Annotated in this window: 17 protein-coding genes; 12 read left to right on the top strand and 5 right to left on the bottom strand. The window is 43.3% G+C overall.

Annotation, left to right across the window (positions count from 1 at the left end; genetic code table 11):
• Positions 1-55: 55 nt before the first annotated feature.
• Entirely contained in the window at positions 56-1,597 is a 1,542-nt protein-coding gene (locus tag NDJ01_RS00450) for a long-chain fatty acid--CoA ligase (protein ID WP_258586064.1), read from the bottom strand.
• A 545-nt stretch (positions 1,598-2,142) separates the two neighbouring features.
• Here NDJ01_RS00450 and NDJ01_RS00455 point away from each other — a divergent pair.
• The 8 genes from NDJ01_RS00455 to gspS2 all read left to right on the top strand — a co-directional run bounded on the left by NDJ01_RS00455 (position 2,143) and on the right by gspS2 (position 9,833).
• On the top strand, positions 2,143-3,402 hold the full coding sequence (locus NDJ01_RS00455) for a dicarboxylate/amino acid:cation symporter (protein WP_012841620.1): 1,260 nt from the start codon (positions 2,143-2,145) through the stop codon (positions 3,400-3,402).
• A 155-nt stretch (positions 3,403-3,557) separates the two neighbouring features.
• Positions 3,558-4,727, top strand: a complete 1,170-nt coding sequence (locus NDJ01_RS00460; RefSeq protein ID WP_047009994.1) for an acyl-homoserine-lactone synthase — start codon at positions 3,558-3,560, stop codon at positions 4,725-4,727.
• Between the two features lie 6 nt (positions 4,728-4,733).
• The gene (locus tag NDJ01_RS00465) at positions 4,734-7,280 is read left to right on the top strand and encodes a hybrid sensor histidine kinase/response regulator (protein ID WP_145473747.1); all 2,547 of its coding nucleotides are present in this window, start codon (positions 4,734-4,736) and stop codon (positions 7,278-7,280) included.
• Positions 7,281-7,391: 111 nt separating this feature from the next.
• A complete protein-coding gene (locus tag NDJ01_RS00470; protein WP_005392851.1) occupies positions 7,392-7,634 on the top strand; it encodes a hypothetical protein in 243 nt (80 codons plus the stop codon).
• A gap of 203 nt (positions 7,635-7,837) precedes the next feature.
• Positions 7,838-8,401, top strand: a complete 564-nt coding sequence (locus tag NDJ01_RS00475) for a septation protein A (RefSeq protein WP_047009997.1) — start codon at positions 7,838-7,840, stop codon at positions 8,399-8,401.
• Positions 8,402-8,629: 228 nt separating this feature from the next.
• Positions 8,630-9,025 (top strand): acyl-CoA thioester hydrolase YciA, encoded by a 396-nt coding sequence (yciA, locus tag NDJ01_RS00480; protein ID WP_005392848.1) that lies wholly within the window; start codon positions 8,630-8,632, stop codon positions 9,023-9,025.
• 115 nt (positions 9,026-9,140) lie between these two features.
• Positions 9,141-9,437 carry a YciI family protein gene (locus NDJ01_RS00485; RefSeq protein WP_005392847.1) on the top strand — a complete coding sequence of 99 codons (297 nt, stop codon included), beginning with the start codon at positions 9,141-9,143 and terminating at the stop codon, positions 9,435-9,437.
• A gap of 3 nt (positions 9,438-9,440) precedes the next feature.
• Complete coding sequence (gspS2, locus tag NDJ01_RS00490) at positions 9,441-9,833, top strand: GspS/AspS pilotin family protein (RefSeq protein ID WP_005392846.1); 393 nt, start codon at positions 9,441-9,443, stop codon at positions 9,831-9,833.
• Positions 9,834-9,966: 133 nt separating this feature from the next.
• Here the strand turns inward: gspS2 and metE are convergent, their stop codons facing one another.
• Positions 9,967-12,249: a 5-methyltetrahydropteroyltriglutamate--homocysteine S-methyltransferase gene (metE, locus tag NDJ01_RS00495; protein WP_258432286.1), complete on the bottom strand. Its 2,283-nt coding sequence runs from the start codon at positions 12,247-12,249 to the stop codon at positions 9,967-9,969.
• Between the two features lie 278 nt (positions 12,250-12,527).
• Here metE and metR point away from each other — a divergent pair, with 278 nt between their 5' ends.
• On the top strand, positions 12,528-13,439 hold the full coding sequence (gene metR, locus NDJ01_RS00500) for an HTH-type transcriptional regulator MetR (protein ID WP_005392844.1): 912 nt from the start codon (positions 12,528-12,530) through the stop codon (positions 13,437-13,439).
• 20 nt (positions 13,440-13,459) lie between these two features.
• Here metR and NDJ01_RS00505 read toward each other — a convergent pair whose 3' ends face one another.
• From NDJ01_RS00505 to NDJ01_RS00515, 3 genes are all read right to left on the bottom strand, one after another.
• Positions 13,460-13,660, bottom strand: a complete 201-nt coding sequence (locus NDJ01_RS00505; RefSeq protein ID WP_005392843.1) for a DUF4250 domain-containing protein — start codon at positions 13,658-13,660, stop codon at positions 13,460-13,462.
• A gap of 153 nt (positions 13,661-13,813) precedes the next feature.
• Entirely contained in the window at positions 13,814-14,524 is a 711-nt protein-coding gene (locus tag NDJ01_RS00510) for a hypothetical protein (protein ID WP_065646058.1), read from the bottom strand.
• 86 nt (positions 14,525-14,610) lie between these two features.
• Positions 14,611-17,067 (bottom strand): EAL domain-containing protein, encoded by a 2,457-nt coding sequence (locus tag NDJ01_RS00515; protein ID WP_258586065.1) that lies wholly within the window; start codon positions 17,065-17,067, stop codon positions 14,611-14,613.
• 422 nt (positions 17,068-17,489) lie between these two features.
• Here NDJ01_RS00515 and NDJ01_RS00520 point away from each other — a divergent pair, with 422 nt between their 5' ends.
• From NDJ01_RS00520 to NDJ01_RS00530, 3 genes are all read left to right on the top strand, one after another.
• Positions 17,490-19,778: a YgiQ family radical SAM protein gene (locus NDJ01_RS00520; RefSeq protein WP_253644754.1), complete on the top strand. Its 2,289-nt coding sequence runs from the start codon at positions 17,490-17,492 to the stop codon at positions 19,776-19,778.
• Positions 19,779-20,040: 262 nt separating this feature from the next.
• Positions 20,041-23,562 (top strand): T6SS effector BTH_I2691 family protein, encoded by a 3,522-nt coding sequence (locus NDJ01_RS00525; protein WP_258586066.1) that lies wholly within the window; start codon positions 20,041-20,043, stop codon positions 23,560-23,562.
• Positions 23,563-23,565: 3 nt separating this feature from the next.
• On the top strand, positions 23,566-24,519 hold the full coding sequence (locus NDJ01_RS00530) for a hypothetical protein (RefSeq protein WP_048625730.1): 954 nt from the start codon (positions 23,566-23,568) through the stop codon (positions 24,517-24,519).
• Positions 24,520-24,531: the final 12 nt, after the last annotated feature.

Genomic DNA, 24,531 nt, shown 5'->3' on the forward strand with positions numbered 1-24,531 from the left:
ACAACACCACTCGCTCCAGACAAGTGGCGCTGTGACCCGAAGTTCATTGAATTGACTAAGCCACATTCAATTCAGATTTCAATTCACGCTTTAAAATCTTTCCTGTTGCACTCATCGGGAGATGCTCACGAATTTCAACATAACGAGGATATTTAAAAGAGGCTAACTGCTCTTTGCCCCACTTTTGTAATGTTTCCGCATCAATGTACTCTCCCGGTTTAAGCACAACGTAAGCCTTTATCTCTTCGCCATACTCTTCATTTGGAATCCCTATCACCGCTACCATTGAGATTGCAGGATGAGTCATAAACACTTCTTCAATTTCTCTAGGGTAAACGTTAAATCCACCTCGAATGATCAGATCTTTCATTCTATCGACGATAAATAGATTACCTGAGCAGTCAAAACGGCCAACATCACCAGTATGGAACCAGCCATTTTGTAGCGCGGATTCAGTGACTTCCGGGCGGTCAAGGTATCCCTTCATAACATTATGCCCACGCACAACAATCTCACCTTCTTCACCGATAGGTAGCGCATTGCCTTCAATGTCGACAACTTTTACTTCAACGCCTTGAATCGGTTGACCTACCGATCCTGGTATACGTTCCTGATCTAAATGATTAAAACATGCAATAGGACTTGTTTCTGATAACCCGTATCCTTCAAGAATTGGGACATTAAATTGTTCCTCAAAGGCTCTAAAGATTTCGGTTGGCAACGGGGCTCCACCGCTGATAGCAACACGTAGTGAGGATGTATCAAATTGATGTTGGACATGAAGCAAACCGATATACATCGTTGGCACCCCAGCAAACAACGTCACTTTGTGTTTTTCCATCAGCTCAAGAACATGTTTAGGCTCAAACCTAGGCACTAATACCAAGGTTGCCCCACCCAAAACACTGGCATTTAAGTGGACGGTTTGACCAAAGGTATGAAATAAAGGCAAAGTTACTAAGTGAATATCATCGGCCTGGCTGCCCATAATGTTTTGTGCCACCAGAGCATTCATTATGATGTTCTGCTGCGTCAGTTCAGCTCCTTTTGGTAAGCCCGTCGTCCCTGATGTATACAAAATAACACAAGTATCATCCGCATTACGCGGTACATAATCTGACAATGGTTCTGCATCCGCTATAAACGCATTGAGAGTTGGCACACCATTCCATTCGTTTTCAACTTGAGATTGAGTCATCACGACCATATTTTCACATATCTCGGCCTGCTCAAACGCTTTAACCCCCTCTTTTGCCATTGGCAGTTCTGCTGTCCCTTCAAAACAGAAGTAAAACTTCGCTTTTGAATCTTCTAAGTGATACTTAATTTCTCGCGCTTTCAAAAGCACATTTAATGGGACAGCAACCGCGCCAGCTTTTTGTATCGCATAATAAACAAACGCGAAAAAAGGAATGTTTGGGCATGAGAGCGCAATACGATCGCCCGGAACGACCCCTTTGTTGATTAAAGATGCCGCGATCTTTCCGGTAATCGCATCAAACTGCGCATAAGTTATCTCGACATCACCACATATCAACGCCGTCTTATCTGGTTTACTCGCAGCATTTCTTTGTAATGCAGCAGCAAGATTCATCATAATCGCTTCACCTCTTACTTGTTGATTTTCGTTTTATCGGCTCGGGAGCATTAACAGAGAGAGCACTCCCCTACACTAAAATGTTGGTACTTTATATATGTCTCTCCCATTTCTGATTAACATTATGTTTACAATGCAATCAAAACTAAGAATGTAAAACAGTTAACATTTCACAAAGCTAATTGGTAAAAATGTGAGCTTGAAAGAAATTAATTGTTATAAATATCAATCTAAGTCACGCAAGACGCAGACTACGCTCGCAAACACAAAATTCATCTCAGTTAACAAAAAACAAACAAGAAAAAGAAATAAACAAAAACAATTACACAGCTAATAGGCATAACAAAAATCAATAGCAAACGTTTGCCATTGAACAAAACTTTATCGTTCGTCAATAAAATATCGATTAATCCATCAATAATACCTTGCTGCATATTGCCAATTGTAAACGATAAGTGTAAAAAGCAAGGCGAGATAATTATCCATAAAACCATTCATGGTTAGTGGGTAATTTTAGGATTTTACATTTTATTAGCACAGAGGTTATGGAAGTGTTAAAAGAAAAGAGTTTGCTAAACAACATTGGCGTACAAGTCGTAATCGCCATGATCGTGGGCACAGCCGTTGGTGCCATGATGGGTCATGATGCGACAGTGTTCGCTCCTTTAGGTGCTATCTTTATCAACTTAATCAAAATGTTGGTTATTCCTTTGGTCGCTGTAGCCTTGATTTCTGGCGCAGCTGGTCTTGGGAACAGCCAGTCAGCAGGCAAAGTTGGCATCGTCACTCTAGGTTATTTCGGTTTAACATCCGCCCTAGCCGTTGCGCTTGCACTATTTATGGGTGAAGTATTCCAACCAGGCATGGGGATCGACGTCTCTGGCGTTGAAGGCATGTTCTCAGCAGAATACGCTTCAAAAGGTGAACTACCTACTTTCTGGGCAACCATCACTGGTATGATCCCAACCAACGTTTTCCAATCACTAAATGAAGCAAACATCCTACAGATCCTCGTTTTCTGTATGTTCTTTGGTATTGCAATTTCTAAGCAAGCAAAAGAGCGTCGTGAGCCAATCATTAATGGTGTTAACTGCATCGTTGACGCAATGGTTTGGATGATCAACAAAGTGATGATCATTGCCCCTATCGGCGTGTTCGGTCTGATGGCAGAAGCAGTCGGTACATTCGGTTTTGGCGCACTAATGGTGGTATTCAAACTGTTCGTTGTTTACGTTGCCGCAATCCTAATCTTCGGTTTCGTTGTTTACCCAGCAATGGTGCATATTTTCACCAAGACATCAGCGAAGAAGTTCCTGTCTTCAATGAAAAAACCACAAGCTGTTGCGCTTTCAACGGCCTCTTCTATGGCAACACTGCCTGTCACAATGGACACCTGTGAAAAAGAACTGGGCGTAAAAAATTCAACCGCGTCATTTGTTCTGCCTCTAGGCGCAACGATCAACATGTCAGGTAATGCGATTTACTATGGCTTGGTTGCTATCTTCTTTGCTCAACTGTTCAATATCGATCTAGGTATGGGCGCTTACATTGCAATTATCGTAACGTCTACATTGGGTGCGGTTGGTCAAGCGGGTGTTCCTGGTCCTTCTTTCCTAGTGGTTGCCGTGCTTCTTGCCGCTGGCATTCCAATCGAAGGTTTACCACTGCTATTCGCTCTTGACCGTATTTTCGATATGATTCGTACAGCACTAAACATCACTGGTGATGCAGCATGTGCAGTTATCGTTGATGCGCTAATAGAAGAGGAAGCGGCAGAAGCTGAGCTTAAAAAGCAAGAAGCTTAGTCCTTTCTCGAATGAACTAAAAACCGCTCACTATGAGCGGTTTTTTTGTCTTTTCTTGCATTACGTAACTATATAAATAGAAACCAATAGCATAAATTTATCAAAATGATATAAACCATTACAAAATATAAAAAACGTCAGAACTAGGTTATATCATGAGTCTTAAGCTGTCTTTGGAGCCCCTCGCCAGTACAGATTTGCCGATCGAGTCAAAACAACAGGCGCTGGTTGACACGGTTCTTCTTACTCTTACACCGCAAGAAAGGTCTTCTCTTTTTCAACAAGTTGCTTTGTATAGAATAAAGCTTCTTAAATCCCTCTTTCCTAAATACGCATCTAAGAGTCTGTCCGTACTGTTTGAATTAATAGATTATCGAGATTTAGTACAGCAGTATCCAACGCCTTTCTCCGAAGAGGCGCTCTTAATTGAACAAATTGCCGCAGATTGTTACCCGCATTGGATGGTTTTCTGGTGTGAATGTGAGATTGCTGCGATCAAGCAAAAATCTCTGTTAAACGATCAATCAAAAAACCAACTAGAACTTCCGCTCAAAGACGAAGTCTACTACGGAGTGGTAATTGATAAGATCGAAGAATCCCAGCTTATGGTGTGCACACCAAACCATCCGCACATTATGACTATCAGCGATGCTGTGGCGTTAACTAACCTTGAACTTTTTATCAAAGGTAATAAATGGTTTGAGATGCTACCTCTCCTATCCATGTCGCAAACTGGAAAACACTTTCTTTTACTCAAACGATCAGGCTTTGAAAAAACCAAAGTGCTTGTTTCTTCGATGCTCATTCAGGATTGGGAGACTCGGGACTCTTGGCTAAGCTATACACCACAATTTAGCAATTCAAAGTGGAACTATTGCTTCCCTAACTCAGCCTTTTCGAACCTAAAACGCTTGGGAATTATAGAATCAACCAGCTCTTCAAAGATTCAGTCTATCGAAGAGTTTGACAACATAGTGAAAACAGCACTAATAAATAAGCATAAGGTTTGTGAAATCCTTAGATTAGCAGTCACTGGAAATACACGGCAGAAACTTTATTATATATATCTTACTCAAAAAAAACTCACTCAATTATTGCATGAACTTGGATATAAAATTAGTTTTACAGTTATAGACCAACCATTTATCCTCGATTTTTACTCTAACATCAAAGAGGAAGGATACTACAACTTAGGATTTTGTGATTTAAATAATGATCATATTTTAACTTATCGTGGTTTATGGAATATAAACATATTGAAAGACGAGTTTAATAAAATATCTTTTTTTGATTATATTAGATTAGTTAAGAAGGTAAAAGGATAAAAAGAGATGCAAATTTCCAAATTACCAACAATTCTAATATTGTACCCAAAAGCAACCGCACTCCTTTTAATAGTTTTACTGGTATTTATTTGGTTGATTTATTATTGCATCCAGTTGACAAACAAAGAAGAAAAGATATTAGGCACCTACCATTTCTCGTACATTGCTTATTCTGCCTGCATTATTGGGTGGATTATCAGTAATGCTTATTTTCATACCAACTTTCTCCCAAAACTAGGGGCTGATTTCGGTATCGTTATGGCACGAGTAGCCAACATTACCTCTTCATTAGCCTTCTGTTTCGCCTATTACTTTTCATGCCAACTGTCTGCCGAGCAGAGGAAAAGCAATATATACCTATGGCAAAGGTGGCTCATAACCATTGTTGTTTTTTATTCCATATCAGTGAACATAACGCCTGGATTAACCGTAGAGAACATTAGCATAATCAACACCAGCCAATTCATAATTGAGTTTGGAAACCAAACGCCATACTTTTTTTTCACTATGTTTTGTTTGATGATTCTTTGTTTAGGTAATCTTATTACCATGCGTAAATATAGCAATCGTCTAGCTCTAGCAAAAACAAGTTACATGATCGCTGGGATATTAGTGTACATGTTATCCACAGTCGTCATACAAATAGGCATTACTTACTTCCTAAAGGATTTCTCGTTAACTTGGCTTCCTCCGGCATTATCAGTGAGCGAAATGTTATTTGTTGGTTATGCATTGTTAACATCACGATTTTACAGTATAAAATACCTTGCCTATTTGATATTAAGCGCTCTTTTCGCCTGTATGCTTCTGACTATTCCTCTTGGGATAATATTTATTCCACTCTCTGATAATGTACAGTGGTTAGTTGCAATACCTATATGTGCTTTAATTGGGATGACTTGGAGAGTCTTATATGAAAAAGTAGGTTATTGTACAGCACTTTTAATTTATGGTACCAAAAAAACGCCTGTACAAAAAATATTGGAATTAGAAAAGGATTTTAAAATATCTATCGACGATGCAATGCGTCGCCTTGGTACACTACTACAAATCCCAGATGACAAATTACGCTTGGTCACAAGTAACTATAACGAGGCGTTTTACGAGAGATATCTGTCATCGAACAGAACAGTATTAATTTTGGATGAACTATCACAGGAATTAGAACACAAAATATCGGTCAAAAACTCTATAAAAGTGCTCTACGATAGAATGAGTTCTAATGATACCGCTCTTGTTATGCCATTATTTGGTCATTGCAAATCCGTTAGCCACTTTTTAGTCTCGCCTCACAAACTTAACAATCAAATGTTCTGTAATGAAGAAATCTCAGCACTACAGACCTTATTGACCCGTATACAAAGCTCAATAGAAGCAGATCGGCGTATAAGACAGAGTCATGCGTTGGCGAATTCAATTGCCCATGAAATGCGTAACCCTCTCGCTCAAGTGCAATTACAACTTGAAACCTTAAAACAGCATATTGAATCAAACGCTTCACTTGATACGTTAAAGAGAGAGATTGATAAAGGAGAAGCAGCGATTCAACGCGGTCGCCAATTGATCGACATCATTTTGCGAGAAGTCAGCGACAGCTCACCTGAGCATGAGCATTTAGACATTACTTCAATACATAAGGCCGTCGATCAAGCGGTCAGCCGTTATGGCTTTGAAAACGATCAAATAATCGAAAGAATCAACCTGCCCCAAGAGCACGATTTTGTCGTGAAATTAAACGAGACTCTGTTTAACTTTGTCATTTTCAATTTAATTCGCAATGCTATCTACTATTTTGATTCTTATCCCGATAGTCAAATTGAGATTCGTACTCAAACAGGGGCCTATGAAAACGTTCTGATCTTCCGAGATAGTGGTCCTGGCATTGATAGCAGTATTTTACACAAGATATTTGACGAATTTTTCTCGTACCAGAAAAGTGGCGGCAGCGGCCTTGGCTTAGGCTACTGTCAACGCGTTATGCGCTCTTTTGGCGGACGAATTGAGTGCCAGTCTGAATTAGGCGAATTTACAGAGTTCTACTTGTATTTCCCGGTCGTCCCAAACGCCCCCAAGCCAGAGACGTTGAGAGCACCGGACTTCAATGGCTGGAAAGTAAATGCACCACATTCTGAACCTCGCACAACCCAACACGTACAAGTAACCAACGATGCACCAACAGTGCTCATTGTTGATGACAAAGAGGTGCAGCGTACTTTGGTTCAAATGTACTTAAAGAGGCTGGGAGTCAACAGCTTACAAGCAAATAATGGCGCTTCTGCGGTGGAGCTATTTCAGTCGCACAAGATTGATTTGGTGCTTATGGATGTACAGATGCCAGTGATGAATGGATTTGACGCAAGCCAACGAATTAAACAAATTGCGTCTTCCGTTCCGATCATCGCACTATCTGGAGAGTCTGGAGCCAAAGAGCTGGAGCTCATTGCGAAACTCATGGATGACAGACTTGAAAAGCCAACCACATTAAATGCGCTCCAAACCGTCATCAAGCGCTGGTTGCAACATGAGAGTTTTGCTACTTCCAACACTTTCTAATTTGCGAAGATAAAACTGGCACTAGATGTGCATTACTGAAGTAAATCGAATTATCCAGAGGGTCAAGCAAGCTGCAAATGGTTAGCGGATGAGCTTGATAAGGAGATCGCCATGTTACTTCATCGACACACATACTACGGCTTGATTCATCATGGAATCAAAGCGCTACTACTCGATCGCTTAGGCCACTATACAGAAGAAGAATACCATCAGTATCTGAGCCTAATGACCGGCAAATCCACTTGCTTTACGATGTCTCTCGAAGAGCTTGAAGCAACCGTTGATAACCTGTTACGTGAAGGCTATTTAGAAGATGTCAAAACGCTTATTTCTCAATATCAACGTGTTGCTTAAATCTTAAATTCTATCAACTCAATTGCCGCTCTATCGCGGCAATTTTTATGCCTTCGATTTACTACTTCATCTTTGCGAAATGTTGCTTGTTGTATCATTCAGTCAGGGGATTACTTCTCTTACCTCTAACCTTGACGGTATTCACATCTTGTCAGATTCCGTTAGACTGTCTTCAATTCACTAATTAGGTAGATTTTGCCACCATGAAGCAAATCCTAGATTTTATCCCACTCATCGTCTTCTTCGCTTTGTACAAGATGTACGACATCTACGCAGCAACAGGAGCGCTGATCGTTGCAACGGCAATTCAGCTTGTCGTCACCTATGCTCTGTATAAAAAAGTCGAGAAAATGCAGCTAATTACGTTCGTTATCGTGACGATATTTGGCAGCATGACCCTTTTCTTCCACGACGACAATTTCATAAAATGGAAAGTCACCATCATTTATGTGATTCTAGCTATCGGTTTAGCAGCGAGTCACGCAATGGGGAAATCGGCCATTAAAGGCATGTTGGGCAAAGAAATTTCACTACCTGATGCTATTTGGGCGAAGATCAACTGGGCTTGGGTCGGCTTCTTCTCATTCTTTGCTGGTCTGAACATTTATATCGCTTACGAGCTACCACTGGATGTTTGGGTCAACTTCAAAGTATTCGGAATGTTGATTGCGACATTTGCCTACATGATTGCGACTGGCTTCTACATTTACAAACACATGCCAAAAGAACAAAAAAATAACTCATCCGATGTGTCGGCTGATGATTAAAAACTCAGTTTTGCTATAATCCGCGCACTTTGCAGCGACCTTCGGGTCGCTGTTTTGCTCCATGTATCACTAAACCGATCAAACGGCATACCGGAATCAGACCATTCTTGCTGCTGTAAACCAACTTTCTCTGGTCCGGTGTCTGCGGTTTTTTTTAAGGACCTTTGGTTCTAGGTATTTACTATGTTGGCGCTTAGTTTGAGCGCCTTTAAGATTTAGGATGTCACAATGAGTCAAGAAATTAGCTCTCCGAGAGGTCAACTGCTGCTTCGTACCCTTGCAATGCCTGCCGATACTAATGCCAATGGCGATATTTTTGGTGGTTGGATTATGTCTCAGCTCGACCTAGCAGGTGCGATTCTGGCCAAAGAGATCTCTTCTGGTCGCGTTGTTACCGTTTCAGTGTCCAGCATTACCTTCAAGAAGCCTGTAGGTGTTGGCGATGTCGTTTGCTGCTATGGCGAATGCACTAAGATTGGTCGCACCTCAATGAGTGTCGATCTGGAAGTATGGGTCAAGCCGGTAAAAGCACACGGTGTCGGCGAGCGCTTCATGGTTTGTGATGCGACTTTCAACTACGTAGCCATTGACAGTGAAGGCAAACCACGGCCGGTTCAGAATTAGTCAACCTACAGCGCTAACTGTTAGAAAGGATCTCACATTTTCTGTTGTTCACTTGTGAGAGACACAAAAAAGGCGTTAAATTAACACTTTACCCTACCAATTAAGGAACTATGCTATGTGGTATGTCATCTTTTCTCAGGACGTCGAGAACTCGCTGGAAAAACGCATGAGCGTTCGCCCGCAACACTTGGAGCGCTTACAAAAGCTTCAAGACGAAGGTCGCCTTCTTACTGCTGGTCCTATGCCTGCGATAGACTCTGACAACCCAGGAGAAGCTGGATTTACGGGCTCGACTGTCATCGCTGAGTTCGCCTCTCTAGAAGACGCTAAAGCGTGGGCAGAAGCCGATCCTTACGTAGCGGCTGGTGTTTACGATAATGTAATCGTGAAACCGTTCAAAAAAGTGTTTTAATTTATGAAAAAATTACTGTGTCTTTTCTTGGCATTTGGTGCGTTAGCGGGCTGTTCATCTACCGATGATAATCAACGCCAGCTTGAGCTATTGGCATCAAACCGAGCGGGAGTCTTGTCCGCAGGTCTCCCTTTGGAATACGGTCCACTGCAGATAATGCGTGTCTCATCCAATAAAAATGTTGTTGAAATGATGATGATTTATAACGATGACGCACTCGGTGCAAAGCCGTTAAATCAAGTACTGAACACCAGTATCTACACCTATTGCAGTAACCCGGAAATTCGTAAGCAAATTGATATGGGCTTAATGTACCGTATTAAAGTGCGTAACTCTCGCGGTCAGTTGATGGCAGATGAGTTGGTTTCCGCGCAAACTTGTACTCAAATGAAATAGTCACAGTGAGTGCGTTGTTTTCGATACGAGCAATTCATCCGCTATTGCGGGATATTATAACGACGAAAATGAACGGCTAAGAATAGAAAAACGGAGACAACGGTCTCCGTTTTTATTTGCTAAAAAAGGTGCCTTACGCCAGCTCAGCACGAAGTTTCTTCGCCGCTGACACGAGGTTCGCCAATGCCGCTTCCGTCTCTGCCCAGTTACGTGTTTTCAGACCACAGTCTGGGTTCACCCACAAACGTTGTACCGGAATCTTTTCTGCCGCTTTCTTAATTAAGCCTTCAATCCACTCTTCCGTCGGAATGTTTGGTGAGTGAATGTCATAAACACCTGGACCGATTTCATTCGGGTAATTGAACTCTTCAAACGCTTTAAGCAGTTCCATATTTGAGCGTGATGTTTCAATGGTAATCACATCCGCATCGAGCGCCGCGACTGAATCGATGATTTCATTGAACTCGCTGTAACACATGTGAGTGTGAATCTGAGTTTCTGGTTTTGCACTCGCTGCCGAGATCTTAAATACATCCACCGCCCATTCTAAATACGCTTTGTGATCGCGCTTTTTCAACGGCAGACCTTCACGAATCGCAGGCTCATCGATTTGAATGATATTGATGCCTGCATCTTGCAGATCAGAAACCTCATCACGCAGTGCCAGTGCCAGTTGCTGGGCGATTTCTTGACGTGTGATGTCTTCACGCGGGAATGTCCAACATAAAATCGTTACCGGGCCCGTCAGCATACCTTTCATCTGCTTGCTGGTTAGCGATTGTGCGTACGTCGACCATTCCACCGTAATCGGCTTTTCACGCTCAATGTCGGCAACCACAATGGCTGGTTTCACACAGCGAGAGCCATAACTCTGTACCCAACCAAATTTCGTCGTTTGGAAGCCCGCCAAGTTCTCCGCGAAGTATTCTACCATGTCGTTACGCTCAGCTTCACCATGCACAAGCACATCTAGGTCAAGGGCTTCTTGGCGTTTTACGGCATCCGCAATATGTCCTTTTAGTGCTTGGATATAGTCGGACTCAGATAACTGGCCAGTGCGATAAGCGCTGCGCTGAACACGAATTTCACCCGTTTGAGGGAAAGAACCGATGGTCGTGGTTGGCAACAGAGGCAAGCCCAATACTTCAGCTTGATGCGCAGCACGCTCCGCGTAAGGTGCGCTGCGCTCGGCAAGTGACGCAGTAATACTGTTTAAACGTGCTTGAACTTGTGGCTTATTCACATGCGTTGCCGTTTTACGTGCTTTGATTGGCTGGCTGTGGGTATCACAAGCGAGAATCGCATCTTGATCACCATCGAGTGCGCGGCCAAGCAAGGCGACTTCTGTTACTTTTTGTTTTGCGAACGCAAACCAGCTTTTCACTTCCTCACTGAGTTCTGTTTCCAGTTCCAGATCAACCGGGCTATGTAGCAAAGAGCATGAGCTCGCAACCCAAAGGTTGTCGCCCAGTTTTTCTTTTACTGGCTGTAGACGTTCAAGTTGCGCACTCAAATCCGAGCGCCACACGTTACGACCGTTGACCACGCCAGCAGACAGCACCCACCCCTCCGGTAGTTTGGCAACCACGTCGTCAAGCTGCTGAGGCGCGGCAGATAAATCGATATGTAAACCATCCACTGGTAGCTTTACAATTTTGTCTAGCGTATCGCTTATAGAGTCAAAGTACGTCGTTAGCAGCACTTTTACATCGCTTCGAATCACTTGGTACGCTAGCTTGAACGCATCAGCCCACTTACTTTCAAGCTCTAGTGACAAAATTGGCTCATCAATCTGAACCCACTCAACACCTTGACTCGCGAGCTTTGCCAAAATAGCTTGGTAAGCCGTAAGCAATCGTGGCAGTAGCGTCAGGCGATCGAACCCTTCTTCTACCTCTTTACCTAAGTAAAGATAACTGACTGGGCCAAGCAAAACTGGCTTCACTTTATGCCCAGCTTGGGTTGCTTCGTTGACTTCTTCAAACAGTTGAGGCCAGCTCACTTCAAATGTATCGTCCTTGCTAAATTCAGGTACGATGTAGTGGTAGTTTGTGTTGAACCATTTAGTCATATCCGATGCTGCAGCGCCCGCACAGCCGCAACCCGCTTGAGATTGACCGCGACCCACTTTGAATAGCGTATCCAAATCAGGGAAACCGTCTGCGTGACGTTTTGGCACGTGACCCAGTAACAACGTGGTCGTCAGTACATGATCGTACCAAGCGAAATCGCCAGCGATGGTAAAACTCAAGCCAGCATCTGTTTGTGTTTGCCAGTTTTTAGCGCGCAGATCTGCCCCAACCTTTTTAAGCTCTGCTTGATCAATTTCTCCGCGCCAGTATTTTTCCTGAGCGAATTTTAATTCTCGTTTTTCACCGATGCGTGGATAACCTAGTACGTGCGTTGTTGTAGCCATGTCCCTATTCCTTTTTCAATCTTGTTCAATTTGTTTAAGTCAGAGCATCTTTCGTCATGAAAGATGTCTGGATGGCTAAACTATCACTCTCATCTGCGGTTTGAACAACGTCCATTTATTCAACTTGTTTATTAAAAAAATTCATCATGAGGCGACATGATTCGCAAATAAACACAACAAATAGACGTCTAGACGTTTACATATCCATTTTTTGTCGTTAAGTTATTTATACGATTGCTATTCTGTTCATAGCGAGCAACAAAGGATGAAAGGAATTCATGATAGAGCTAAAACATTTGCGGACACTCACTTCGCTTCGAGACACCGGCTCTCTAACCGCGACCGCGACCGCGTTGCATCTCACTCAATCGGCCTTGTCTCACCAGATCAAAGATTTAGAGGCACGGATTGGGGGACAATTATTCCTTAGAAAAACTCGTCCGGTAAAGTTCACTTCAGAGGGAGAAATCCTATTGCGTCTTGCAGAAGATATTCTTCCCAAACTCGCAAGAGCAGAAAATGATTTGGCAAGCTTGAAAGAAGACGTCAATGGTCGGTTGCATATGGCGATTGAATGTCACTCATGTTTCCAATGGCTCATGCCTGCTCTTAGGGAATATCAACTTGCCTGGCCTAGCGTAACACTGGATTTTTCATCAGGTTTTGGCTTTGAACCACTTCCTGCACTGTTAGCTGGCGAGTTGGATCTCGTTATCACGTCAGATATTCAACCTCGTTCTGAAGTGCATTATGAACCTTTATTCGACTTTGAAATGCGCTTAATTACCGCGACCAACCACCCACTGGCGGAAAAAGAAGTTATTGATCCGCAAGATCTCGCAGATCAAACCATGCTCTCTTATCCGGTTCAAAAACAAAGGCTAGACGTCGTAAAACACTTCTTGCAGCCAGCGGGTGTAGAGCCCGCCAAATGGAAGCAAGCCGACAATACTCTGATGTTAGTGCAAATGGTCTCCGCAGGATTAGGGGTTGCAGCACTGCCAAATTGGGCGATTTCTGAATTTTCGCGCCAAGGCCTTATTACCAGTAAACCTTTTGGCCAAGGCTTATGGCGTCGCTTATTTGCTGCAACGCGTCACTCAGAGAAAGATAAACGTTACTTACAAGCCTTTTTCGCAACCGCAAGGCTACAATGTAAAAGCCACCTTGACGGAATCAAGATGGCTTAGGGATATGGATTAAGGAAGGTTTAGCGTTGATATGCTTTAAATTGGTTGGTTAATGGATCGTACTGATAACCAAGCATATCAAGCTTGCCTACAACGGACTCTACATCCATTTCATACACCGATACTAACTCGTCAAAACTGTCGCACTCTAAACGTAGCTTCTCATTGACGATACCTAGCAAAATAATGCTGTCCAAATTACCTACATTGCTTAAATCCATCGCGACTCTCCTCTTCGACAAGGTATATAAACAAGCGTAGACGTAATCACGTGAATTTAAAGTGAGCGCGATCCAAAACGTGAGTGCCTTATATTCAAGCAACCTAGAAAGGACTTGAGTACAAACAGCATTGCTCTGTTTCTCGACTCGAGATTAAGCCGCCAGAGAGAATAAACCTTGTAGGCTCGTCATTGACGCGAGCGCGAGCAACAGGGCGACGCTCAGCTGAACCTTTTCTGGTTTTTTATGTGTGAAGATATGCCAGCACCAAACAATGATTGAAGAAATTAGCATGGCTAAAGACAACAAAATTGGTTGTGTTGCGGCGCTCAATGTCGCTTCATTTAACTGGTAAGAAGCAAATAGAGTTGCGATTACCAGCAGCATTCCAGACACAATGCCCGTAACTGGCAAAATGCGGTGAAATGCCTGCAATCTGCTACGAGCGATAGTCAGAAGCAATTGAGAAAATGACGCCCCAAGGAAAAATATCATTATTGCCATCGCAATAGACGCAGGCCAGCTTGGCTGTTCAAATGCTTGAATACTTACATACGCAAAAGCCAAACCATTCGCTAAATGCATCGCCCAAAGAGGGCCTTTTTCACGCGTTTTCTTGGTTTGAACCTGGGAGTAGAAATAGAAAATAGCGAACACGATCATAAATGCTTCAATGCGAAGAGAAGCAACCGCAAGCCACAATAACGCCACTGCTGGCAACATTTTATGAAGACGGCCTCTCTGACCCGGACAAATATCGCCCTTGATGAGAAGCAAAGTCAGTAGCGCTTGCGCGCCAAATAGCATCGGAGGAAAAGTAACCAGCAATTGTTGAATCATGTTAAATGCACGCTTAAAAGTCATTTTGGGGTGGCGATAATAGCAAATCACCTATCGTCAAACCACCGAAAGTCTATCCCCAAATGTACTAGAACAGCGTGACTTTTTATTCAACAAGAAGCGAGATACTTCAACGCATCTTCTTGAGTTAACACGCCTCTGTATTCTTCTTTTTCATCACATAAAACCCACGGGAAGCGAATGCCTGTTTTGATTAGTTCTCGAATAGCAGCAACAGATAAGTGCGCATTGACGAGCACAAACTCCGTGCTCATTATCTGGTTCACCGGACGTTTCCAAATCCAATTTTCTCGCTCAGTCTCTAATTCGGTCCCCATGGAAGGCGTTAGGTGTAAGTTAACTTGCTCTTTGGTAACTAAGCCAACACAGCGCTTTTCGTTAATGACAACCAACGGCGAACTTGGACTTAAACTCATATATTCCACCGCCAACGATAATGGCTCCCCGGGATCAAGGTGCCTGACCTCTTCATGGCTCAGTGATTGCAATACATCATCTTGTTTTGGTTTGACAGCAACACCCGAAAACAAATGTTCGTAACTTTCCGCTTTCTCCATCAAATCGACAGGCCGAGCACGAGAGAACAAAAAGCCTTGCATGTAATCCACACCTATTTCAGCCAATGTTTGAAGCTCCTGTTCTGACTCCACGCCCTCGGCAACCACTTTTACATTCATTTGCTGAGCAAGATCAGTGACCATTTTGACAATATTATAACTGGTATTGCCATGCTGAATGTTCTTAACGAATTTTCGGTCGATTTTCAGTAAATCAAACTGCCCTTTCTCTAGGTAAGAAAAAGAAGAATACCCTGTACCGAAGTCATCAATCGCAATTTTAATGCCCTCTTTGCGCACTTGCTCTAGCGCTTGCGTATGCTCTTCGTCTTGCTCAAAATACGCTGTTTCCGTCAGCTCAATCGTGACTCGTTTAGGATCGACACCACTGGCTTTAATTAGGTCATGCGAACGCTGAAGAACCTGGAGCGAATCCAATTTAGTATTCAGTGAGCGATTGATGGTTAACCCTATTTCCTCGCCATATATGTCTTGCAAGCGCGGAAAGTGTTTGAGCGCGGCTTGACAAACCTCATCATCCAGAGCCGCAATCAACTCTAAATCTTCAATAACAGTAATCATCTCTTGAGTGCTATAGGCATCACTTTCATGATAAAAGCGCGCTAAGGCCTCGAACTTAACGACTTTACCAGTTCGGCTGTCAATTATTGGTTGAAAATGAACATCCACCAGCCCACTGTCTATTTGCGCTTCCAAAAACGCCTCTAAATGCTGGCGTTTGACTAACTCAGAATGAAGCTCACTATTATAAAAATTAAAATAGCCACCTTCTCCAGAAAGTGAGGACAACATCGCCTGGGCTGCATGCGCTAACGCTTGCTTTGGCCTGTTTGTATCATAGCCGAGGATTGACACACCCGTTTGTCCCTCGACGATAGTGGTATGCATTTTTGTTCCCATTTCATTCCTAAGCTCAGTGAAGAACCCTTTCATCGCAATTTGAATCAAACGTAAAGGACTTAGCCATTGACAGTGAGGAGTTTGTAAACAGACAACAAACACATCCCTAGAAAGTTGACCCGCTATACTGGTGTAGCGGCTTCGCATAATAAAATCGGCGAAGCCTAGTTGCTGTTCAAGTAAGCATTTTTCAGAAAAATTTGGTCTGAGAGTCATGACGATATTGAGTTCTTTACTCCCACTTTCGTTCGCCAAATTAGCTAATTGCAGTTCGAACTCTTCTCTAGAAGGCAAAAAAGCTGACCAATCATGTTGTTGTTCACAGCGATTTTTCATCCACAACAAGGAAGCCGAAATGTCAGTAGAGAAGCCGAGATAAAGAATCCGTCCAGAATGAAATGTTAGCCGATAGATACAAAGATGATGTGCCTGATTACTACCATTTGCAGTTCTACTCAATAAATTACCGCTCCAGTATCCTTCATCATCAATATGTTGCCAGAGTTGGTCGTAAAACGCCTGACTATGGTGAGATGTGCTAAAGATATAGGTTTTAAGTCCAACCAAATCACGGTTTTGATAACCCATTTGCAATTCAAAGGCACGGTTACAACCCAAGATTCGGGTGTCTTCGTCCGCGACTAAAACCCCTACATTCGGTAAATCAAAAATCGTTTCGAGAATTTTCGCTAACTCTTCGCAGCCAGTGATCGTCAATTGAGGGATGATAGAGCCTTGAACAATACGCTCATTGAGCTTTTCAAAGCTAATTGTGACATGTATTAAGCGAGCTTCATTAAGCATCATGCAACAAGAAAAACGACCTTGCCCACCTAGGAGCTCCACTTCTAAAATTCGTTGCCTTAGTGTTTCCTGTTGCCCCATCAGCATGTGCTCAAACAAATCATCTAAGCAGGTGACTGGCGTATTTAACCCAAAAGCATTTGCCATTCCTTGCTGGTCGCATTCGAATTCGCGAGTATCAATCTTGTAAGACCATTCAATCACTGGAGTCGGATTGGATGTCGGTTGCACTTTTTCATGTGCTATTGTTGTTGAGTCACTCATTCCCTAGCCCCCCTTTTAATTAGCCTCATGCTCAGGGCTCGTAGTCAACGTGCCTTATTCCATTTGGGACCTGCTGATCCTCTTGTAAAATAGATTCTGGCAACGTAAGCCAATCGACTTAGAACCTTTTCAGAGCTTGTTCGGCTTTTTGCATTTTCCTATGCATTAATTTGATTATAGGCGTTGTTTTTAATAAGCACATCATTGCTTATTGGTTGTATTAACATTGCGACATTTTTCACGACTCGACCTATAACCATGAGGCTTTCAAGGTGATATTAGACATAAAATCGCCGATATGGCCTTGATATTTTTGCAAACCAAATAAAACTCGATGAACTAAGCTTGAATAGATGAGTTTGGTATAGATACCTGATCCTCAAATCGCTATAATTCGCGCTCCCTGGAACAGAGAGCAAAATATGACCAATAACATCACTCCTATTCATGAGTACAAAAAATACTGGGCAGAGTGTTTTGGTACGGCACCTTTCTTGCCGACCAGTCGCAAAGAAATGGACGCCCTAGGGTGGGATAGCTGTGACATTATCATCGTAACCGGTGACGCTTACGTGGATCACCCAAGCTTTGGTATGGCTATCATTGGCCGTCTGCTAGAAGCACAAGGTTTCCGTGTCGGTATCATTGCTCAACCAGAATGGCAAAACAAAGATGCATTCATGCAGCTTGGTAAGCCAAATCTGTTCTTCGGGATCACTGCGGGTAACATGGACTCCATGATCAACCGTTACACCGCGGATAAAAAACTTCGTCACGATGACGCGTACACCCCCAATAACGAAGGTGGTAAACGCCCAGACCGCGCGACTTTGGTTTACTCTCAGCGTTGTCGTGAAGCCTATAAAGAAGTGCCTATTGTTTTAGGTGGTATCGAAGCCAGCCTACGCCGTGTTGCGCACTACGATTACTGGTCAGACAAAGTTCGCCGTTCGGTACTGTTTGATGCAAAAGCAGACATCCTACTTTTCGGTAACGCAGAGCGTGCACTTGTAGAAGTAGCGCATCGCATCGCAAATGGTGAAGACATCAGCACCATGACTAATATTCGTGGTACAGCCGTGAACCTGCCAGCCGCGCCAGAAGGCTACACGGTTATCGATTCTTCTCGCATTGAAAAACCTCGTAAAGAAGCGTTCGTACCAAAGAACCCATACGAAGTAGAAACTCAGTGTGAAACTAAAAAAGATGAGCCAGTTGCACAACCAATCACGATTCGCCCATCACGCCACGATGCTGCGACAACTGCGGTTCGCTTACCTTCTTTTGAAAAACTAAGAAACGATCGCATTCTTTATGCCCACGCAAGTCGTGTATTGCATTTAGAAACAAACCCGTACTCTGGCCGAGCGTTACTTCAAAGCCATGGTGATCGTGAACTTTGGGTAAACCAAGCCCCAATCCCATTGACAACCGAAGAGATGGATTTTGTGTTTGGCTTGCCTTACGCGCGTGTTCCTCATCCTATGTACGGCAAAGCAAAAATTCCAGCGTATGACATGATCAAAACGTCTGTGAACATCATGCGTGGTTGTTTTGGTGGCTGTTCTTTCTGTTCGATTACCGAGCACGAAGGCCGAATCATTCAAAACCGCTCGAAAGAGTCAATCATTAACGAAATTGAAGAAATTCGCGACAAAGTTCCGGGCTTTACCGGCACAATTTCCGATCTTGGTGGCCCGACTGCAAACATGTACCGTCTGGGCTGTAAAGATCCAAAAGCGGAAGCGAACTGTCGTCGTCCATCCTGTGTATTCCCGGGCATCTGTAACAAGTTAAATACAGACCATAAACACACCATCGATCTATACCGCGAGGCGCGTAAAGTAGAAGGCGTGAAGAAAGTGATGGTCGCATCTGGCGTACGCTATGACCTTGCGATTGAATCACCAGAATACGTGAAAGAGCTCGTGACTCACCACGTAGGTGGTTACTTGAAAATTGCACCGGAACATACAGAGAAAGGCCCTCTTGATCTGATGATGAAACCGGGTATGGGCACGTACGATCGCTTTAAAGAGATGTTCGAGAAGTACAGCGCAGAAGCGGGTAAGAAGCAGTACTTAATCCCTTACTTTATCTCTGCGCACCCAGGCACAGAAGACGAAGACATGCTGAACCTTGCTCTGTGGCTGAAGAAAAACAACTTCGAGTGTGACCAAGTACAAAACTTCTACCCTTCGCCAATGTGTAACGCAACGTCGATGTACTACTCAGAGACAAACCCTCTGAAACGAGTGAAGTATAAGAAACGTGAAGATGTACCTGTAGCAAAAGGTGAACGTCAACGTCGCCTACATAAAGCGCTGTTGCGTTACCACGATCCAGCAAACTGGCCAATGATCCGAGAAGCCCTAATCAGCATGGGTAAAAAACATTTGATTGGTGACAAACAAGGCTGTCTCGTTCCTGCGGAAGACATTGAAGCACAAACACCTGCACAACGTCGTAAATCTGGTCGTCACGGGGCAAACCGCTTTGCAACCAAACATACCAAAAACCAACCGGGCTTCGGTGGTCATTTGAACAAACGCTCTGAAGGCGGTTCAAAAGGTAGTCAACGCCCTGCAAGCAACGGCCAACGTCCTAGCGGCAACGGTGCAAACCGCCCAGCAGGTAGCAAGCCACAAGGTCAAGGTCGCCCACAAGGACAAGGCAAACCAGCTGGTCAACGTAAACCAAAGCGTCGTTAATTCTTCAGCACTTAAATACTAGAAAGGGCTCCAGAGGTAACTCTGGAGCCCTTTTGTTTTGTCGGTTCATTGAGGTATCACTCACAACTCAAACTTTGATTCAATCAATACAAAAAATGGTAAACACCAACCAACTTATTGGAAAAACAAACAATTATTTGATTGAAGAAAAATAATACAAAACTAACTCATTGATTTTTAATTACTTTATTTTGGTGCGATATTTGCGTAATAGAGTAAAACTCTTAAACATGGGCTAACGATGAGTAATCCACTTCCTCCAAAAACTTCGATGTTCTGGCACGACAACAGCTATACCTATGAGGAGGCCGTTCAGGCATTTGAAAGCGATGGTACGCTGAAATCGCTGAATATCGTCCCAACCACGGAATCCGATGATCTTGCTGGCTCCCCCCCAGAGCGCAGTATGTTTTGGGAGGGAGAAACAAAAAAAATCGCCCCGCCACCGCCGTCAGAACCAGAACCTCTCAATTTAAAAAACGAGAAAGAACCAACAGAGGCTTTACCGGCACACTTCATCCCTGTTCGCTACGCCATCGATCAGCTAGAAACGGAAGAAACACAACCTTTTGGTTTGCCTGAAGAATGGAAAGGCCAAGGCCCAGCCAAACTCAATACCGTTGGCTACACCCTGCGTCAACTACGCGATGGTTGGCTGTATGTCTATGATGCAATTAACAAAAGCTTAGACGAATACGAAATCAAAGGAACGCAATTCACGCTCTATAAGTTGGGAGAATCAGAAAGCCCAAAATCAGAACAGCGTGGGACACCACAAGATGCAAGGCCTTTCCTTACTTACGTCAACGGAAGCGTACTATCGATTTGTTTCTCTGAGCACCGGTGGACATGGCACACGTTCATGCGCGTCCTTAACAATCCGAGTAATCATATCGATCGCATGCAAACCATTGTTCTGTCTGCAAACGAGAATCAGCACAACATTGCACCAATCGATAAGTTAACTCAAGTGGCTGATATTGAACCTTCTGCAGTTGATGATGGGCGTTTTGCAGATTCTGGCATCGCTACCAAAGCTGACGAAGATGGTTCTACCTTTAAACCTGTCGCAGCCGAGAGTGACTTAACCTCTGCGATTCCAGAAGAAGAATCGGGCTACTTCGTCGCGATAAAAGATTACGCCGCAGACATTCAAGACATGTCGCTGCATTTTGTTGGCGCAGCAAGCCCCTACCGCCTTTTCATTGATCAGTTTTCAAACCAGTGGAACTTAATGCAGACCGCCATGCAACTGTGCATGTTCGGGGCAAGTGACGAGATAGACATGCCAGCTAGCGTTAAGCGTAACGGCGAAGAGCTATCGTTTTATACCGACATGGCTGAGTATTATGATTCCTCCCACCAACTTGATTTAGCAGAACAAAACAAAAACTCAGTTCAGTCCGGCTATCCTGCCAAGTTTTCTGCCGGAGCGATTGAATCACACCAACATACTCAAAGTGACATTGCCAAAGCGATACAGGACAAATATCGAATTTCAGCAAACCGATTTGGTAAATACGAACAATGGATAGCGACTGAACGCTGGCGCAAGCAGCTGAACTGGAAGCAAATGCTGAGCGAGATGCAAGAGCTGTCAGAACAAAAAGAAACCATGCTTGCCGAAGTTGTTTCAGTAAAAACCGACTTTATCGCTGTAATGGAGTCTTTGACACCGCATCATCTCGAAAGAACCTTCGACCTATACAGTGAAGACACGCAATACAGCTTGTATCAACTTCATAAGCAAGCGGTTGAGTCATTTACTTTGGTGGTGCAAGAAGAAGACCGCCAATGGGCAGAAAGCCAATGGGAGAAACCAACCAGTTTACTCGCTCTCTACACTTCCGGATTTAGTCGTAGTCTCTTTAAACAAGTGGAGAAATTAATTCCTGAACAAGTTTCAAATCAGGTAGGTGAAGTAGGCGTCGCCAAAATTGTTCCAGACACTGAAAGCTCAGACAAACAGTTTATGGACTACGTTTCGGCAGCAAGTAACCGTGTGGGTATGTATGCAAAAGTAATGGACTTTATTTCTAACCCAAATACTGCAGAAACCGAATTTCTAAGAGATATAGCAAAAGGATTCGATGGGCTAGATAGCATATTCAAAGCGACTAACAGCGCTTTACTCAAGGGGGTAATAGAGGTTGGCGTTAGCCTAACAGCCCAAGCGTCTATCTTAATGATATCTCTATTGTCAAAACCGCTCACCCGAACAAGTTTTTACCTAAGAGCTGCCGTTGTAGAACGTTTGTCGATAGACACTCCAATCAATATCAACAAAGGCTACGCACAAAATTTTGGTTCTTGGAAATCCAATCATGATAAAAAACTCATCGCATCGAACCAAAACAAGGAAGTGTTAGCAGCCTTCAACAAGGGTGATAAAACTATATCAAACACGGAGTATAAGAAGGTTCTCCAGCAACAGCGGCACCTTCAAAAAAGCTTGGCCGTTGCGACGTTGGAATACCCTCAGTACATAGAACTTCCAGATGACGTACTTGAGGCAACAATTCGAATGCGTAAAGACATATGGGATAACCGATTAAACAACCTCAAGAAACGGTTTGAAGATGTAGGCGGTTTGGGCTTCTTAGCTCTGATTTTTAACTGCCTCGCACTTGCTGATGCAATGAACAGTATTCAAAAAACTGGGCTCATTACCCAAGATGATTTCTTAGATATTCAACAAAAGCTGTTTTACACGGCCGGTGCTTGGACGGGCATTCGTACTGGGAAACTATGGGATAAGGTTAAGGGCAGTGACGAGCTCAGAGAGCATTCGCTAAAAACTCTTAAAAATTTAGTAGACAGAAATACAAAAGGCTTTGAAAACCTGATTCTAGATGACTTAAAAGTTTTTAATAAATGGCTCGCGATTACAGGTGCTTTAGGAGCGCTGGCTTCAGGTATTGAGGCTTACCGTTCTTGGCAGAGTGTAGATGACGTTTATGGTCTCGAAAGCAAATTGTATTTAGCAAATACCGTAACGCTTGGTTTAACTGGTGCGATTGGTGCGTTTCAGTTCGTAGGAGCCTCTACTGGTACTTTTTCGACTAACTTACTTTTTGGAGGCCCAATAACGGCAGCTTTAGTTATTCTTACAGTTACATACCTAGCCATCAATTATAAACTCAACAAACTGAAACAAGATGATTTCCAAAAATGGTTAGATAAACTGCCTTGGGGTTATCACCCGAGTCGTACTCAGTGGAGCCAATCTGCAAGCTTGCCCGAAAGAGAGAAGCACAATTCAGCATTGGTGCAACAAGCACTGTTTGACTTACAATCTATTATTCAACAGCCAACGGTATACCATCAGCCTATTGAAAAAATACAGGCTTATCCAGGCTATACGCATCATGAGCTAGTTGGCTTGGAAGTGCATATTCAGCTGCCACATCGTGCTGCAACGAATGGTGTTACAGTGAGTACCAACACCAAGGCAACAGAAGATGATTTGACGTCCGGCTCTTGGTATCAAAACGCAGATTTAGTCACGCTACAAACACAGAGCCAAGCTAGCAAAGAGTTACTGGTGTATAAGGTAACATTGCCGATTAAAGAGACCGATCAATACCTTGCCATGCAAGTAGCGTATGATGTGGAAGATGATGCCCCATCAAAGCGTGAGTATTGGTTCCAAAATAGCGTAAAACAGAGTGCAACTCATAGCGTAATTTCAGACAATACCAAACAAAACATCATTAAAAAGTCACTCACCTCAGTTGTTGGCACATTAGGTTTTAAGGAGTAACCCTTGGCATATTCACCATTTTACGTCACCCCAGAAGAATTAGCAGTTTATCAAGAGGCGCAAGAGCAGGAAATACTCGCAGGTGATAATGTAACAACTTGGCATAAGTATGATGTAGAGGAACCATTTCGCTATTACTTTAAACTTTTTGCGTTTCCATTTGTGATCGCCCCATTCCTATTAACTTTGTTTATACACACGAGTGACACGGTTGGCGTAACTATTTTTTCTTTTATTTTGTCGGTGATGGTGTCTGGAGCTTTTTACCTTACGATTGGCCTCGATTATCGATATGACTACATTTTTTCAGATAAAGGCTTTGTGATGAAAAAGCGTCGCAATATGCCTAAATGGGTAAATACCGCTACGCAAGCTGTTGGCTGGATAGGTGCAGTGGTGTGTGTGATTATGGTAGCACTGGTTGGTCCGATGGCATTAGCTGGAGCAGGTGCCTTCATTTTGCTTTCATTTGGTATGTTAAAACGCCAGCCTGATGAACGAACAGAAGTTAAAGTGGGCGAACGAGAAGATTGGCTTTTTGCGGACTACAACAAGAAAAGGAAAGTGATCCAGTTCTATTTTAAGCATGACATATGCAGATATCGAGATACTGCTCATAAGACTATCTTTCGCTCACAAGATCGATTCGATTGTTATGTTTTCTTTAAAACTGAAGCGGATTTAGAATCCATGGTCGCGCAACTGTCAAAGGTCTACAAACTGAATTGTACCGAGGTCGATGACCATAAAAAGTTGTTTGAAGCAAAGCCAGAATCAAGGCTCTTTAGTATTCCTGTTTGTAGTAAAGAATATCAAACCGATGAGGTATTTGATTTAAGGGCGTCAAATGCCCCGCTTCCTGAGCGTGAATACCTTTACAACGGTAAGTGGCAAACTGAATCAGAAATCGAACGCTTAAAAGCAACTGGTGAACAGCAAGCCACTCCCGCTTCATAGTTCAAAACAAGC

It is taken from the genome of Vibrio sp. HS-50-1, assembly GCF_024747315.1.
Taxonomy (GTDB): domain Bacteria; phylum Pseudomonadota; class Gammaproteobacteria; order Enterobacterales; family Vibrionaceae; genus Vibrio; species Vibrio diabolicus.

Coding starts and splice junctions, on each gene's coding strand:
- NDJ01_RS00525 (WP_258586066.1), top strand. CDS start 20,041: ATGAGTAATCCACTTCCTCCAAAAACTTCGATGTTCTGGCACGACAAC.
- gspS2 (WP_005392846.1), top strand. CDS start 9,441: ATGAAAAAATTACTGTGTCTTTTCTTGGCATTTGGTGCGTTAGCGGGC.
- NDJ01_RS00485 (WP_005392847.1), top strand. CDS start 9,141: ATGTGGTATGTCATCTTTTCTCAGGACGTCGAGAACTCGCTGGAAAAA.
- NDJ01_RS00470 (WP_005392851.1), top strand. CDS start 7,392: ATGTTACTTCATCGACACACATACTACGGCTTGATTCATCATGGAATC.
- NDJ01_RS00505 (WP_005392843.1), bottom strand. CDS start 13,660: ATGGATTTAAGCAATGTAGGTAATTTGGACAGCATTATTTTGCTAGGT.
- NDJ01_RS00460 (WP_047009994.1), top strand. CDS start 3,558: ATGAGTCTTAAGCTGTCTTTGGAGCCCCTCGCCAGTACAGATTTGCCG.
- metE (WP_258432286.1), bottom strand. CDS start 12,249: ATGGCTACAACAACGCACGTACTAGGTTATCCACGCATCGGTGAAAAA.
- NDJ01_RS00520 (WP_253644754.1), top strand. CDS start 17,490: ATGACCAATAACATCACTCCTATTCATGAGTACAAAAAATACTGGGCA.
- NDJ01_RS00515 (WP_258586065.1), bottom strand. CDS start 17,067: ATGAGTGACTCAACAACAATAGCACATGAAAAAGTGCAACCGACATCC.
- NDJ01_RS00450 (WP_258586064.1), bottom strand. CDS start 1,597: ATGATGAATCTTGCTGCTGCATTACAAAGAAATGCTGCGAGTAAACCA.
- NDJ01_RS00455 (WP_012841620.1), top strand. CDS start 2,143: ATGGAAGTGTTAAAAGAAAAGAGTTTGCTAAACAACATTGGCGTACAA.
- yciA (WP_005392848.1), top strand. CDS start 8,630: ATGAGTCAAGAAATTAGCTCTCCGAGAGGTCAACTGCTGCTTCGTACC.
- NDJ01_RS00510 (WP_065646058.1), bottom strand. CDS start 14,524: ATGACTTTTAAGCGTGCATTTAACATGATTCAACAATTGCTGGTTACT.
- metR (WP_005392844.1), top strand. CDS start 12,528: ATGATAGAGCTAAAACATTTGCGGACACTCACTTCGCTTCGAGACACC.
- NDJ01_RS00465 (WP_145473747.1), top strand. CDS start 4,734: ATGCAAATTTCCAAATTACCAACAATTCTAATATTGTACCCAAAAGCA.
- NDJ01_RS00475 (WP_047009997.1), top strand. CDS start 7,838: ATGAAGCAAATCCTAGATTTTATCCCACTCATCGTCTTCTTCGCTTTG.